At 54.5% G+C, this 14,181-nt stretch carries 11 protein-coding genes and 1 pseudogene; 3 read left to right on the top strand and 9 right to left on the bottom strand.

The features are described 5' to 3' along the window. Nucleotides 1-313: 313 nt before the first annotated feature. A pseudogene (locus WM40_RS13170) lies at nucleotides 314-1,766 on the top strand (short-chain fatty acid transporter). 124 nt (nucleotides 1,767-1,890) lie between these two features. Here WM40_RS13170 and WM40_RS13165 read toward each other — a convergent pair. The 9 genes from WM40_RS13165 to WM40_RS13130 form a co-directional block, all read right to left on the bottom strand. Next, nucleotides 1,891-2,892 carry an oligopeptide/dipeptide ABC transporter ATP-binding protein gene (locus WM40_RS13165; RefSeq protein WP_046153054.1) on the bottom strand — a complete coding sequence of 334 codons (1,002 nt, stop codon included), beginning with the start codon at nucleotides 2,890-2,892 and terminating at the stop codon, nucleotides 1,891-1,893. Beyond that, entirely contained in the window at nucleotides 2,885-3,877 is a 993-nt protein-coding gene (locus tag WM40_RS13160) for an ABC transporter ATP-binding protein (protein WP_046153053.1), read from the bottom strand. Before WM40_RS13160 ends, WM40_RS13165 begins: the two co-directional genes overlap by 8 nt. A 5-nt stretch (nucleotides 3,878-3,882) precedes the next feature. Next, nucleotides 3,883-4,800, bottom strand: coding sequence for an ABC transporter permease (locus WM40_RS13155; protein ID WP_024903062.1), 918 nt, complete (start codon nucleotides 4,798-4,800; stop codon nucleotides 3,883-3,885). A gap of 13 nt (nucleotides 4,801-4,813) precedes the next feature. After that, nucleotides 4,814-5,734, bottom strand: coding sequence for an ABC transporter permease subunit (locus WM40_RS13150; RefSeq protein ID WP_046153052.1), 921 nt, complete (start codon nucleotides 5,732-5,734; stop codon nucleotides 4,814-4,816). A 78-nt stretch (nucleotides 5,735-5,812) separates the two neighbouring features. After that, a complete protein-coding gene (locus tag WM40_RS13145; protein ID WP_024903060.1) occupies nucleotides 5,813-7,453 on the bottom strand; it encodes a peptide ABC transporter substrate-binding protein in 1,641 nt (546 codons plus the stop codon). A gap of 126 nt (nucleotides 7,454-7,579) precedes the next feature. Next, nucleotides 7,580-7,864 carry a TonB family protein gene (locus tag WM40_RS31420; RefSeq protein ID WP_236693502.1) on the bottom strand — a complete coding sequence of 95 codons (285 nt, stop codon included), beginning with the start codon at nucleotides 7,862-7,864 and terminating at the stop codon, nucleotides 7,580-7,582. Further along, nucleotides 7,830-8,360: a hypothetical protein gene (locus tag WM40_RS31415; protein WP_236693501.1), complete on the bottom strand. Its 531-nt coding sequence runs from the start codon at nucleotides 8,358-8,360 to the stop codon at nucleotides 7,830-7,832. Before WM40_RS31415 ends, WM40_RS31420 begins: the two co-directional genes overlap by 35 nt. Further along, the gene (locus WM40_RS13135; protein ID WP_024903058.1) at nucleotides 8,357-8,776 is read right to left on the bottom strand and encodes an ExbD/TolR family protein; all 420 of its coding nucleotides are present in this window, start codon (nucleotides 8,774-8,776) and stop codon (nucleotides 8,357-8,359) included. The genes WM40_RS31415 and WM40_RS13135 overlap by 4 nt, the downstream gene beginning before the upstream one ends. Before the next feature lie 66 nt (nucleotides 8,777-8,842). Next, nucleotides 8,843-9,454 carry a MotA/TolQ/ExbB proton channel family protein gene (locus tag WM40_RS13130; RefSeq protein WP_024903057.1) on the bottom strand — a complete coding sequence of 204 codons (612 nt, stop codon included), beginning with the start codon at nucleotides 9,452-9,454 and terminating at the stop codon, nucleotides 8,843-8,845. A 975-nt stretch (nucleotides 9,455-10,429) separates the two neighbouring features. Here WM40_RS13130 and WM40_RS13125 point away from each other — a divergent pair. Continuing rightward, the gene (locus WM40_RS13125; protein ID WP_024903056.1) at nucleotides 10,430-13,159 is read left to right on the top strand and encodes a TonB-dependent receptor plug domain-containing protein; all 2,730 of its coding nucleotides are present in this window, start codon (nucleotides 10,430-10,432) and stop codon (nucleotides 13,157-13,159) included. Between the two features lie 422 nt (nucleotides 13,160-13,581). After that, nucleotides 13,582-14,025 (top strand): cyanase, encoded by a 444-nt coding sequence (gene cynS / locus WM40_RS13115; RefSeq protein WP_024903054.1) that lies wholly within the window; start codon nucleotides 13,582-13,584, stop codon nucleotides 14,023-14,025. Nucleotides 14,026-14,181: the final 156 nt, after the last annotated feature.

Genomic DNA, 14,181 nt, shown 5'->3' with positions numbered 1-14,181 from the left:
ATGATCGTTTCCAATATATATGGATCTCGGAACATTGTCAAATGGACTTCCTGCGGTACGGTAGACATTTCTGGCCTATGATTTGCGCATAGGAGGAAGTGCATGAGCAGCCAGCGATTTACCCCGGAATATCCTGATAGTGATTTCAAAGGTACGCTCGCGGACCTGTGTCGGTAGCAAGCCGAAGGCCGCGCGAATGACGGGCATTGACCGTCTTCAAGGCGATTGGCACCGCGCTGGTGGACCGGGCCGCTGCTGTGCAAGGTTATAAGCGAAAAGACAGCGGATGCACCTTCATGGAAGGAGACGATAGATGAAGAAGATGTTCAACGCAAAAATGGTACAAGCCCCGCTAGGGAAAGAGGGCGGGAAACTCGAACGGATGGCCGCCAGTGTAACCAAATGGTCTGAAAAGTGGTTTCCCGATGCCTACATCTTTGCGGCCATCGCAGTGATCGTGGTTGCACTGGGTGCGATCGCAATTGGTTCGCCAGTTCAACGTGTGGGCATTGCCTTCGGAGACGGATTCTGGAGCCTTATCCCGTTCACCATGCAGATGGCCGTGGTCGCCATTTCAGGTTACGTGGTTGCTGTTTCGCCCCCGGCATCAAAGTTCATTGGCTGGTTGGCGCGCATTCCGTCCTCGGCAAAGGCAGCGGTTGCCTTCGTCGCATTGATCAGTATCGTTGCTTCGCTGTTCAACTGGGCCGTCAGTCTGATCTTTAGCGGTTTGCTGGTACGTGCGTTGGCCAGAAGAAGTGATCTGCGGATGGACTATCGCGCGGCGGGAGCGGCAGCATACCTCGGCATGGGAGCAACCTGGGCTTTAGGACTGAGTTCTTCGGCAGCGCAGCTTCAGGCCAATCCAGATAGTCTGCCCAAGGCCCTTCTTGCCATCACCGGTGTCATTCCGTTTTCTGAAACGATCTTCCTTTCGCAGTCCATGCTGATGGCCGCGGCCCTGACGGTCATATCCCTGTTGATCGCCTATTTATCTGCGCCGGGCGAGCAACGAGTCAAGACCGCGGCTGATCTCGGGTATTTCGCTCGACGACGACGAACTGCAAGTCAAGAAGCCATTGCGTCCTGGCGATTGGCTCGAATACAGCCCTTTGGTTTCCATTTTCATTGTGATACTCGGCGGCATCTGGGCGTGGCATGAATTCAGTACGAAAAATCCCCTGATTGCCATCTCGAACCTCAACACCTACAACTTCCTGTTCCTTCTGCTCGGCATGCTGCTGAACTGGCGTCCGCGCCGTTTCCTCAACGCGGTCGCGAAATCCGTGCCGTCAGTTGCGGGAGTATTGATTCAGTTTCCGCTGTATGGCGGCATTGCCTACATGCTGACTAAAGCGAATGGGGCGACGGGTCTGCCGCTCGCAGACCATTTGTCGCACTTCTTCGTAGCCGTTTCCTCGCAGTCGTCATTTCCTGCGGTTATGGGGATCTACTCGGCGGTGCTGGGATTCTTTGTTCCCTCGGGCGGTGGGAAGTGGATCATTGAAGCCCCTTATGTGATCGAGGCCGCCAAGCTCCTGCATGTACATCTTGGCTGGGCGGTGACGGTCTACAATGCAGCGGAGGCATTGCCCAACCTGATCAACCCCTTCTGGATGCTGCCTTTGCTGGGTGTGCTCGGACTTCGTGCAAGGGATGTCGTTGGTTTTACCTTTATTCAGTTGGTCGTGCACCTGCCGTTGGTGATCTTCATGTTATGGGCACTTGCGAGCACGTTGACGTATCATCCCCCCGTCATGCCGTGACATGGCATGCCATGCCATCATTCTCGTCAACAGCGAGACCGTACTCGCGGCCCGGCCCACAGATAGGTGCCTCAAAAATAGCGTCCATGTGCGACCGCCCTTCAGGAGACATCGAAGCACCAACTCACGCGGTATCGGCGCGCAGGCATGCAACACGACTATCGATTCCGCCGGCCTGAACAGCACGCAGCACGGGCGTCTCGATGGCACAGCGTTTTTCGCTTATCGGGCAACGCGTATGAAACACGCAGCCTTCCGGCGGATTGATCGGACTTGGAATATCGTTCGCAAGAATGTGCACGCTTTTGTTGCGTGCGGCGAGTGGGTCGGCGATCGGAATAGCCGATAGAAGTGCTTGCGTATAGGGATGCCTAGGCATGCCATACAGACTGTTTTTATCCGCCATTTCCATTACATGCCCCAGATACATCACAAGCACCCTGTCCGCAATGTGCTTTACGATCGCGAGGTCGTGAGAAATGAAGATCAATGCCAGCCCCATCTCCTTTTGCATTGCTTTCAGCAAATTGACGATCTGGGCCTGAATCGAAACATCCAGGGCCGACACGGGTTCATCACATACGACCAGCTTTGGTGCAATGATCAAGGCCCGTGCGATGCCGATACGCTGACATTGCCCGCCCGAAAATTCGTGGGCGTAACGGTTCAACATGTCTTCCCGTAAGCCTACCTTGACCATCATCTTCCTGACCTGCGTCACTCTCTCAGCCTGTGACATATTCGGACGATGCACTTGCAGTGGCTCGGCAATGATCTGTCCGACCGTCATTCTAGGATCGAGCGAGGCCAGCGGATCTTGAAAAATAATCTGCATGTCGCTTCGTGTCGCATGCCAGGCCTTGTCCGTACCGGTATCAAGCGTCTTTCCCATCCAGGCCACCGAGCCGTCGGTGCGTGGTATCAGATTCAGGATCGCCCGTGCCAGCGTGGATTTGCCGCAGCCTGACTCGCCCACGACGCACAAGGTCTCGCCGGCATATAAATCGAAACTCACGCCGTCAACCGCCTTTAACTGCCGCGCGCGGCTCCATGGTAGCGAACGCGCCGGCTTGACCTTGAAATGCACACGCAGATCGCGGACTTGCAAAATCGGTGCATCATGCATGATGGAACTCCCGTACATCAACGACGGGTCGATAGCATGCACGCTGCCACGACGCGTCGTCTCCGAAAGCCGTGAGGGGCGGCTGCGCTTCGCCGCAATCGGGCATCGCCATCGCGCAACGTGGGTGGAAAGGGCATCCCGTCGGCGGATGGGCCATATTCGGTGGATTGCCGGGAATAGCGACCAGCGCGGCGTCGGTTTGGTCCAAGCGTGGTAATGCTTCCAGCAGTCCGACGGTATAGGGATGTGATGGCCGGGCGAAGAGGGCGCTGGCGCTGCAGTGCTCCATTACACTGCCGCCATACATCACCATCACCTTTTCACACAATCCTGCTACCACCCCCAAGTCGTGCGTGATCAAGACGATTGCCGTGCCAAAGTCGTGCTGCAATTCGCGAAGCAATTCGAGCACCTGTGCCTGGACGGTGACGTCCAGGGCGGTCGTCGGCTCGTCGGCGAACAACACTTGCGGCTCGCATAGCAAGGCCATCGCGATCATCACCCGTTGACGCATGCCGCCTGATAGCTCGTGCGGATACTGCCCGATCCGATGGGCCGCCTCGGGAATGCGGACTGCTTCCAACATCGTGATGCATCGGCGTTTGGCCTCGCGTCGGGTCATCTTCTTATGCAATTCGAGTACCTCCGTCATCTGTCGTTCGATAGTCAGATAGGGGTTGAGCGAGGTCATCGAATCTTGAAAAATCATTGATAGCTGGTTGCCGCGAATCCCATTCAAGGTCCGGGTCGACATCGTCAACAAGTCCTGACCTTGATACAACGCGCTACCGCTCGCCTTACCATTCTCCGCCAACAAGCCCAGGATCGCCAATACACTCTGACTTTTGCCGGAGCCTGACTCGCCGACGATGCCCAAGGTGCTACCAGGCTCCAGATCGAAACTGACGCCATTGACCGCCTGTACGGTGCTTTTGTCGTGCGATGTAAATTGCACGGCAAGATCTCGCACTTTCAACAAAGTCATGGCGCTTACCGTTCCTTCGGATCAAGAGCATCACGCATTCCATCGCCGACGAAATTGATGCAATACAAGGTGGCCGACAATAACGACGCTGGGAACAATAACGTCCATGGTGCCGCACTCATCGATGCAACGCCATCTTGAATCAGGACACCCCAACTGGTCATCGGCTCCTGAACGCCCAGGCCGAGAAAAGACAGCACTGATTCAGTCAAGATCACGCCTGGCACGGTCACCGTCGTGTAGATCGCTACGATGCCGAGCAGATTGGGAATCACATGGCGCCAGATTATTCCTGACGTCGACACACCGATTGCACGCGCCGCCTCTACGTATTCCTTCGAGCGGATCGCCAGCGTTTGCCCCCTTACCACTCGGGCCATATCCATCCACGAGAACACGGTGATGGTCAGCACGACAAGATAGAAGTTCCGACCCAGCAACGTCACCATCAAGATTGCGATCAGCAGGTAGGGAATCGCATACATCATGTCAATGAAGCGCATCATCAGATTGTCGACGCGCCCGCCTACGAAGCCAGCGACCGCACCCCATAGTATGCCCAGGGCGACCGATGTGATAGTGCCCAGGGCACCCACCAGCAAGGAAACGCGTCCGCCGATCAAGCATCGTACCAGCAAATCGCGGCCGTTTTCATCGGTACCAAAAAGATGCCACGCCGTCCACTCGGGCGTGGCGTTGATCGCGTTCCAGTCAGACGTCTCGAAATCATTCGGCAACAACATCGGGCCGACGATACAGGCGACCGTTATGACGATCAAGACGACGACGCTGACGACGGCCGCACGGTTGCGGCCAAAGCGACGACGTGCATCTTGCCAGGGACTTCGTTCCGGGGCGGGCAGGGCATTCGCTGCAGCGGTCAATGCCGGTACCACGGCACGCTGCTTCGCATGAGTTTTCATCTTGCTTGAGGCCTCAATAGCGGATCTTCGGATCAAGCCACGCATAGGCGAGATCGACCACAAGATTCAAAAGCACCGCGACGACGGTCACCAACACGACAAGACCCAACACCAGGGTGTAGTCTCGGTTCGCGGCGCCGTTGACGATCAGTTTGCCCAAACCCGGCAGCGAAAACACCGATTCGGTCACTACCGCCGCGGTGATTGACGAGATTGCCAAGGGGCCCAACACGGACACCACGGGAATCAGCATTGGCCGCAAGGCATGTCGCAGCACGACGGTCCGCCGCGGCAATCCTTTGGAAAATGCCGTTCGAATGTAGTTCGCATGCATCACCTCGATCAGACTCGCACGGGCCACGCGGCCGATCGTCGCGATATTGATGATTGTCAGCAATGCGACCGGCAACACCATATACCGCACGTCGAAGTTGTCCCAACCGCCCGCGGGAAACCATTTCAGCATAATCGCAAAGACCAGGATCAAGACGGGGCCGATGACGAAGGAGGGAAAGGCACTGCCGGCGTTGCTAACCACCATCAACAGATAATCGATCGGGCCATTACGATACAAGGCGGCATACATGCCTAACGCGATGCCGAGCAGGATCGAAAGCAACATCGACACGCTACCGATCGTCAACGACACGGGGAAGGCCTGACGCACCAATGCATTCACGCTCCAGTCGGCATACCGAAAAGATGCTCCCAGATCACCATGCAACAAGCTCCACAGATAGAGCAGGTACTGCTTCCATAACGGTTGATCGAGATGATATTTAGCTTGCAGATTTGCCAGCACGGCGGCCGACACTTTGCGGTCGCCGTCGAAGGGTCCGCCCGGTGTGGCATGCAGCAAGAGATAACAGATCGTGATGACGATCAATAATGTCGGGACCGTGAAAAGCACGCGCCGTAATGTATAAGCCCACATAACACCTCCAGCGACGGAAACATGTCGGCGCCGACCCGCTAGCGCTCTCATGCCCGTCGGCGTATATCCCAATAATCGCTAGTGCTTCAGGATGTACAAATCTTTGCCGCGGAAACGGTCCAGCATATTGTCATCGGTATAGCCGCCGACATATGGCTTGACCAGACGAGGTATCGTATATTGAGAGAGCGCAATGATCGGATAACCGTCCATGATCGCGTCGGCTGCCTGAGTCTGCAGCTTACTCCGCAAGACGAGATCGTTCGATGCAGAGGCCTGATCCAGCAGTTTCTGGGCTTTCGGGTCGCAGTAGTTCGAGTCGTTCTGATCGGAATGGCAGGCAACCAACGTCAGGAATGTACTGGCGTCGTTGTAATCGCCAATCCAACCGTTGCGCGCAACCTGATATTGACCGGTATGACGTTGTTTCAACAGTACGCGAAATTCCATCGCATCGACCTGTGCATTCAATCCGAGTTTGCTTTTCCACTCTGACGCCATGAAGATCGTTAGACGCTTGTTTCCTTCGCTGGTGTTATATGCGATATGCAAGGTCGTGCCCGCCGCTACGCCGGCTTCGCTCAGAAGCTTTTTGGCTTCCGCGACGCGTTTTGACATCGGCCAGTCAGCCCAGGGATAGCGCGTTACATCCGCCCCGATCGTGCCTGGGACAATCAGGCCATACATTGGAATCTGACCATCCGCTAATACCCGTTTTACCAGCAGATCGCGGTCGATCACCATTGACAAGGCTTCCCGGACACGCACGTCTTTGAGAAGAGGGTCCGCGGCATTCAGGGAAAAATAACGCAAACCCAACATCGCGTTATTATGTATTTCCTTTGGGTATTGCTGCTTCATCCGTTCATACGAACCCGGCGGCAATTCATACACCCAATCGTTCGCACCCGACTGATACATTTTCACGTCGGTGTCTTCGTTCTCGACCGGCAAATAGGTCACTTGTGATAACTGCACGTTCGCCGCATCCCAATAATAGGGATTCTTGACTACGACGATCCGATCGTTGACGGTCCACGACTTCAGCATGTAGGCGCCGTCACTGACTATATTGCCTGGCTTTGTCCAGTTTTCGCCAAACTTCTTCACTATTGCGGCATTGATCGGGCCTAAATTGGTATTTGCCATCAACGCCGGTAGAAATGGCACTGGATTCGGTGTTTTGATCTCCAGCGTGTGCGTGTCGATTGCCCGCACGCCCAAGGCTGACGGAGGTTTCTTGCCTGCGGCGACATCAAGGCCGTTCAGCAAGAACACACCGTATGCCGTTGCGTAGGGCGAGGCGGTTTTCGGATCGACTAGACGTTGCATCCCGTAGACAAAATCCCCCGCTACAAGCGAATCGCCATTCGACCATTTCGCATTCTTGCGAAGATGAAAGATCCAGGTGTCGGCATCTTTCTGTTCCCATGTTTCAGCGATGCCAGGTACGATCGCGCCGTGATTGTCGTTAGCTGTCAAGCCTTCGAACAAGTCTTCCGTGACGGTATGCGCGGGCACGGATTCCGCAATATTCGGATCGAGCGTCTCAACCTCGCTGCCTATATTGCGCACGAGTGTCTGTTGTGCGGCAAGCTGGGTTCCGGGTGGAATCGTTGCTCCCGATGCCAAGTGGCTCAGCCCCATCAATAACGTCGTCAGCGCACACACGGTACCGGTGCCGATGCCGCACCTTCGTCGATACAACACATTATTCATACGACTTTCCTCTATTTTGCAACCGTCTCACGGGGGGAGGTGAGGTACGGCTTCTGCATTTGCACCGGCATGCCAAAACCGGCGATGCCGGGGTGGTCTTCACGCGTGAATTGACGCGCCGCCTACTTATTGGTCGTCGTCATCGCTTCCGGAAGTTGTCTTGAAAGAAAATACAACCTCACCCACGTACGATGTCGCATTTTTCTGGCACTTATAGGCTTTCGCTGCCGTGATCACTGCTTCATTGAATACCGTTGTCGGAGGCGAGGCGCGCACTATTGTGACATTGCCGATACTGCCATCCGGATTGATGGTCAGATGTGCGGTAACGTCCGACGAGATGCCGCGCTGCAACGCAGCCTTGGGAATCGTCGGTTCAACGGACTGACAGTGACCGCGCCCGTCGACCACGCCATGCAAGGCGGGCGGTGCCGGCGTCGGCGTCGGTACCGCCACAGGGGTCGGTGGCGCGGGCGGTGCCGCCGCAGCGGTTGGCGGCGTCGGCGCGGCATAGGCCGGAGCGGTGGCCAGGGGGGGGGGCGTGCACCGCGGGATGACGGGCGGCCGGTATTACGGCGGGCTTCAGGGCCGGCGCGGGTCTGGCCGGGGGCGTCTTTGACGGCGGTTTCGGCGTCACGGGCGTCGGCGCCGGCTCCAGCTTTTTGACTACGGGTGGAGGTGGTGGTGGCATGGTCACGCGCATCGTCCGCGGTGCCGGCGGTGGCACGACGTGGACATGTGACACGCCGAGGACGATCAGGCCCTCAACAATCATCGCGCCGATGACCGCCAGGACCATCGTGCGGTGATTGGGCCTTGTCGCCTCGGCGTGCAACGCCCAAAGTGCGCCGCCCAGTCGATTGCCGTTTATCTTGGACAAGTCGGTCATGGTATGCAATTGGCTCATGGAGCCGGATTAGTAACCAAGGCGACCGAGCTGATTCCGGCGGTGCGTACGATGTCCATCACGCCGATGATCTTCTTGTAATCGACGCCTTCGTCGCCAGCGATGGCGACGTCGACTTCCTTGTTTGTTGCTTCGAGAGACTTTAGTTGCGTATTAAGCGTAACTGCATCAACTGGTTTGCCATCCATAAAGAGGCCGCCTGTCTTGGTAACGCCAATTGACACTTTGACGGTTTCTTGTAATTGCTGAGCGGTACTTGACTGGGGAAGATCCAATTTGATACCGGCACCCTGAATCATCTTCAGTGTTGCCAACATGAAGAACACGAGCAGAAACATCATGATGTCAATCATCGGAATGATCTCGATTCGTGCCTTCTCTTCCGCGCCCAGGTAATGACTGCGGTGATTTCGCATCTACGGCCTCTCTATCTCAATGGTTCGGCTTTTGCATCGCAGGGGTGCCTTTGCAACGTCGTGCATTCACACAGAAAAGCGAGAGACAAGCATCGACTTGATCAAGTCAAACTGATTGACCGTCATGCGGATACGTTTGTTGAAATAGTTCAAGAAGATCACGCAGACGATCGCGATCAAGAGACCGCAGGCTGTTGCGGTCAATGCGTGTCCGATGCCGCCCGTCACGCCATTCGGGTTCGCCGTGCCGCTCGCACCCAGCACATTGAAAGATTGCACCATCCCGAAAATCGTTCCGAGCAAGCCGAGTAATGGCCCTAGCGTGACGGCGGTATCGAGGATCCACAGATTGCGATCAAGACGGGGCATTTGAAACATGATGGTTTCTTCGATTTCGCGTTCCACAGCTTCTTCCGTGCGCCCATTCATCTTGATCGCCGAGCGCAAGAGTTCCGTCTGCACCGAACGCGCATAGTGCGCGACCAGCTTCTCTGCATCTTCCGTATTGTGTTCGCTGAGTAACTTCAGATCGTGTTCGATCGTTTTGCCGCTGAAAACAGCATGCGAGAAGAACGCAAGTCGTTCAATGATGACGGCGACTCCTAACAAAAAGATCAGCGCCAGCACGGGAATCAAGCCCAGCGACTGGGCGGAATACTGGATCAAGGTTTGCAGCACTGCGGACTCCGGTTAGGACAAAGTCAGATTGAATGCGAACCAAAATCGATCGCACGTCAACGAACGACGGGAATAGACAGCATCGTCTGGTGCCCGTCTAAAGCATCGTCTGTGCCAGATTTCTTACTTTCATATCTCTTTCTATCCTTTCAAATAATGCAAGTCCTTGGTGTGGTGGCGAATACGAATTCGATATATTGATAAAGCAAATTCTTTTGCCGCGAAAAAGCGATGATTTAGACCAAATTGTAATCAATTGTATAACGATAAATGCGAATTCGTTGATTCTGTTTTGGTGCATCCCAATGCTTACATCAATAAATGCACTGAGGTAGTGAAAAGTACAACTTTTTGCTAGTGCGTAAAGTAAAAATATATATACTTATCAAATATATATATAAGTTTTTCCTATTATTTTATTGTCATGCCTAAAACTTTCATATGTTTTTCAATGAAAGCGTTGCAGGCGTAAATTTACTTCTTTTATAGTTATGGTTGGTTTTTTTTACAAAATTATTACGCCACAAAATAGTGCTGAGATATCAGCGAGTATATCAATATGAAATTACTAAACCATCTTTTATTATTATTGGTTTGTGGTAAAGATCGTTCCTATTTGTCTTGTGAATAATTTCCTAAAAAAATATTTCTAACCTTGTATAACTAAATATTTCATTTACTTAGCTCAAAAAAATTTACGCCAAGTGATCAGGATTGCAGATCGCTGGAGGGCTGTATGGCACAGCTCATGCTCTGGATGCGACCAATTCCGGGATCGGCATCCTCTCGATGCGGTCGAGAAAGCAGGGATGCCAAGTGTGCGTTCATCCAGCAAATCACGATTCGCGTTCACGAATTACCCAGCACTAGTAGGGTTAAAACGGACGCGAACGCCGTCAGGTCGCGTTCATGCGCTATGAAGTGGTCAGGCTGGGGGACGATCAAAAATTGCCAGATCATCAGAAGGGGTGGTGCGTGAGACAGAAGAAAATGGTTTCGGCGATCAAACGCATTCTCTACGCAGAATTGCTGTTTGGTGCTGCAATGACGTCGGTTGCGTATGCGCAAACCGCTATTCCCGCGACTGGGGCAAGCACCGACACCAGTACCACCGATGCGACAAGTGGCACACCGGCTTCGAAGAAGAGTGCTAGCACCCCAACATCCACGCCTGTCAGCAAGCTCCAGACCGTACAAGTGACAGGGTCATTGATTCGGACATCTGACAAGGTCGGGAGTACCGAAGTACAAACGGTGACGGCACGAGAGATTCAAGCTTCGGGTTATACGACAGTGGCAGACTATCTGCGCAGCATGTCGGCCAATTCCGCGAGCAGTTGGTCGCAAGCAACGAGCAGTACGACGGCGCCTGGAGGCGCCGGCATTGCACTCCGGGGCCTGAGCGAGAAGTACACCCTTGTGCTGGTTGATGGACAACGCGTGGCGAACTATGCGAAGGCCGTCAACTTCACCGATACCTTCTTTGATATCAATTCGATTCCTTTGAATATGGTCGATCGCATAGAAGTGGTGAAGACTGGCGCCGTCTCCCAATACGGATCTGACGCAATTGCCGGTGTTGTCAATATCATTACGAAAAAGAACTTCCAAGGCTTGCAAATCGACGGCAACCTCGGTAAAGCGCAACATCCCGGTGATGGTGTAGGCAACTTCAGCGTGCTGGCGGGTAAGGGCAATGTCAACACCGACGGATGGAACTTCACTGGTGCGGCAAGCTGGTATCGCGACTCGGGCTCTTCGCTGGCGGACCGGGACATGACGGCGAACGGTGATTTCAGCGAATACCCTGGCGGCTCGAATGCTCCTCCGAACCAGCGTGCATCCTATTTCACTTTGCCGGACGGTTCGACTGCCGCCTTGTCACCCTGCCCGCCGGGCAGTTCGTCAGCACTGACGTCCGGTGCATCTTGCTCCTACAAAAATAGCCAAGCGGTGTCGTTGATGCCGTCTACAACACGTTTGAATGCGAAGGCGCGAGGCACGTTCCGCATTGATGACACCACGCAAGCCTACGTCGATGTGTGGGCGAGCCGTAACGAAACGCTTCAATGGGGCGGCTATCAGTCATTGACGAGTTCGACCAATGCCTACGATCCCGCCACGAACTCGGTGTCACCGATCTCGCGTGTCGTGCCGGCCAGCAATCCGTACAACCCGTATGGGGTGCCGTCGACGCTGAACTACACCTTTCCAAACGCCATCACTGGCAACGACACGGTTTCAACGTTCTGGAAGACGTCGGCAGGCTTGAAAGGATCCTATTCGCTGCCGAAGGCGGGCGACTGGGATTGGAACGTCGATGCGGGGCACTCGCAAAGCGTTGTCGACACGACATATTACAATCAGTTCAATGTCGCGGCCCTGAACGGCATCATCAACAATGGGACACTTGACTTTCAGAATCCAAGCCTGACGCCCAATGGCGAAAACGGCCTGTTCCAGAATGACTATCAACAGGCTATTTCGAAGGTCGATTCGATCCAGGCAACCACGTCGACAACGAATTTGTTTCACTTGCCCATGGGTGACGTCGGCTTGGGTCTGGGAACCGAATTTCGCCACGAAAGCGATACGATCAATGCCCAGACGTACTCGTCATTGGGCATCGTCGCCCCTGCGGAAATTCAAACGGTGGATGGTTCGCGAAACGTTGCGGCACTGTTCTATCAGGCGCAGATTCCGCTATTGCGGAACCTTGTGTTTACCCAAGCGGGCCGATACGATCACTACAGTGACTTCGGCGGCGCCTTCTCACCGAGTTTCGCGCTGCGTTTCCAGCCCGTGCAGGCGATCACGGCGTACGCTTCTTATTCGCGCGGCTTCCGTGCCCCCACACTTGTCGAGAACTCCCAAGCCACATACATCGGTCACCAGAACCTGTACGACCCCTATGCGCCAGGTGGTGGTGCCACCTCGTTCACGACCGAGCAGACCAACGGCAATCCGAACCTGAAACCGGAGCGCACGAAGAACTACAACCTCGGATTCGAACTGTCGCCGAACCGGAGTACCGATATCGGGGCCGCGTTCTATAAGGTGGTTATCGATAACGTTATCGGCACGGCCGACCCGGAAGCCGTGATCGTTGCGAACAACCCGGATTCAGTGGTACGCACATCGACCGGCGCCATTGCTTATATCAATCAGCCATTCGTCAACTTGGGATCGCTGGACACCGATGGCTTTGATATGAACTTTCGCGAAACCATGGGTTCCCCGGCCGGTGTGTTCACCCTTGCTGCCGATTGGGCCTACGTCTGGCACTATAAGTTGCACAACACCGATGGCACTGTCCAGGACTTCGCCGGGAACAACTACGCATTGAATCAACCTTTCGGTGCCAGTAACCCGCGCTGGAAGGGCACGACCACGCTGACATGGGCATTCAAACGATTCGTCACCACGCTGACGTGGCAATATACGGGGCCTTACACCAATGCCATTGCCGAGGAGTACGGTGACCCCGGTACGAAACAAGTGGCATCGTATAGCCAGTTCAATCTGGTCACGACGTATCGCGGTTTCAAGCACTGGACCATTTATGGCGGCATCACGAATCTAGCTGACAAGAAGCCGCCTTTTGACGTCGAGTGGCAAGGCTATCCCTATTACACTGGCTATGACCAGTCTCTCTACACCGACATCGGACGGACGTTCCAGATAGGTGCCACCTATCGTTTTTGATAACGACAAGCGCTTGCCCCGTTGTTCCTAACTTTGTTGATAAGGAGAAAATCTCACGGTCCATTTTGTTGCATTTATTTTATGAGGCATCATTTCTTCGGCCTCCGTTCTCCGTTGCTTGCCTGCCAGAGATCGACAGATCACCGAAACAGCAAGCAACCCTTCACAGGCATTGCTGAATTGACCTCTCACGGCCAGCGCCGCTGCTGATAGGCAGCAGGTTGGTGTCTGCGATTCAGCGTCATCCCGCCATCGCCCGTACAAACGGTGAACCGGATCGTGTGTTCGATCGCAGGAATCCATCCAATAATTTGATTGTATTGATTTCGCGTTATACGATCGTGCATCACACGTATCGTCAACCACCAAGAACCGGTTGCGGCCACAGGTCTCGGATCGGACATGACATGGGAGAAAGCCGAATGACGCGTCTCGCGGTTACCGAAAAAATCATTGCCACCAAGGTGGCGCAGGACATCAAATGGGCCGACGTGGCCAAGAAAGTGGGACTTAGCAAGGAGTGGGTCACGGCGGCCTGCCTTGGTCAGATGACTTTGGACAAAAACCAGGCGTTCATTATTGCCGATATCTTCGGGCTGAGTGAGGAGGAAGCGAAATGGCTCACCGTGACGCCCTACAAAGGCTCGCTGCTGACGTCTGTACCCACTGACCCGCTCATCTATCGGTTTTATGAGTTGGTCAATGTGTATGGCACGACGTTCAAGGAGCTCATTCATGAAGAGTTTGGCGACGGCATCATGAGCGCCATTGATTTCAAGATGGATCTGCAGCGCCAGCCTGACCCGAATGGCGACCGTGTCAGTATCGCGCTCAGCGGCAAATTCCTGCCTTACAAGCAATATTGATTTTCCTGTCGAGGAAGGCGCGTGAGACATCCTATGCCTCGCTATCCTGGCTTTCGAAGGCACCAACAGGCATTGGATTCTTTCATAGCCGTTGAGCCTGCTCCAATCGCATGAAAATGTCCGGCCAGCGTGTATCCATCGTCAGCCCTATAGCGA

The organism is Robbsia andropogonis, from assembly GCF_000970345.1.
Lineage (GTDB): Bacteria > Pseudomonadota > Gammaproteobacteria > Burkholderiales > Burkholderiaceae > Robbsia > Robbsia andropogonis.
Note: the sequence above shows the minus strand (reverse complement) of the source record. Positions and strands in the feature narration are given on the sequence as shown.

What these genes read in the sequence shown, in the direction of transcription:
- WM40_RS13155 (WP_024903062.1), bottom strand. Translation starts at nt 4,800, where the DNA reads ATGAAAACTCATGCGAAGCAGCGTGCCGTGGTACCGGCATTGACCGCT.
- WM40_RS13135 (WP_024903058.1), bottom strand. Translation starts at nt 8,776, where the DNA reads ATGCGAAATCACCGCAGTCATTACCTGGGCGCGGAAGAGAAGGCACGA.
- WM40_RS13160 (WP_046153053.1), bottom strand. Translation starts at nt 3,877, where the DNA reads ATGACTTTGTTGAAAGTGCGAGATCTTGCCGTGCAATTTACATCGCAC.
- cynS (WP_024903054.1), top strand. Translation starts at nt 13,582, where the DNA reads ATGACGCGTCTCGCGGTTACCGAAAAAATCATTGCCACCAAGGTGGCG.
- WM40_RS31415 (WP_236693501.1), bottom strand. Translation starts at nt 8,360, where the DNA reads ATGAGCCAATTGCATACCATGACCGACTTGTCCAAGATAAACGGCAAT.
- WM40_RS13150 (WP_046153052.1), bottom strand. Translation starts at nt 5,734, where the DNA reads ATGTGGGCTTATACATTACGGCGCGTGCTTTTCACGGTCCCGACATTA.
- WM40_RS13145 (WP_024903060.1), bottom strand. Translation starts at nt 7,453, where the DNA reads ATGAATAATGTGTTGTATCGACGAAGGTGCGGCATCGGCACCGGTACC.
- WM40_RS13165 (WP_046153054.1), bottom strand. Translation starts at nt 2,892, where the DNA reads ATGCATGATGCACCGATTTTGCAAGTCCGCGATCTGCGTGTGCATTTC.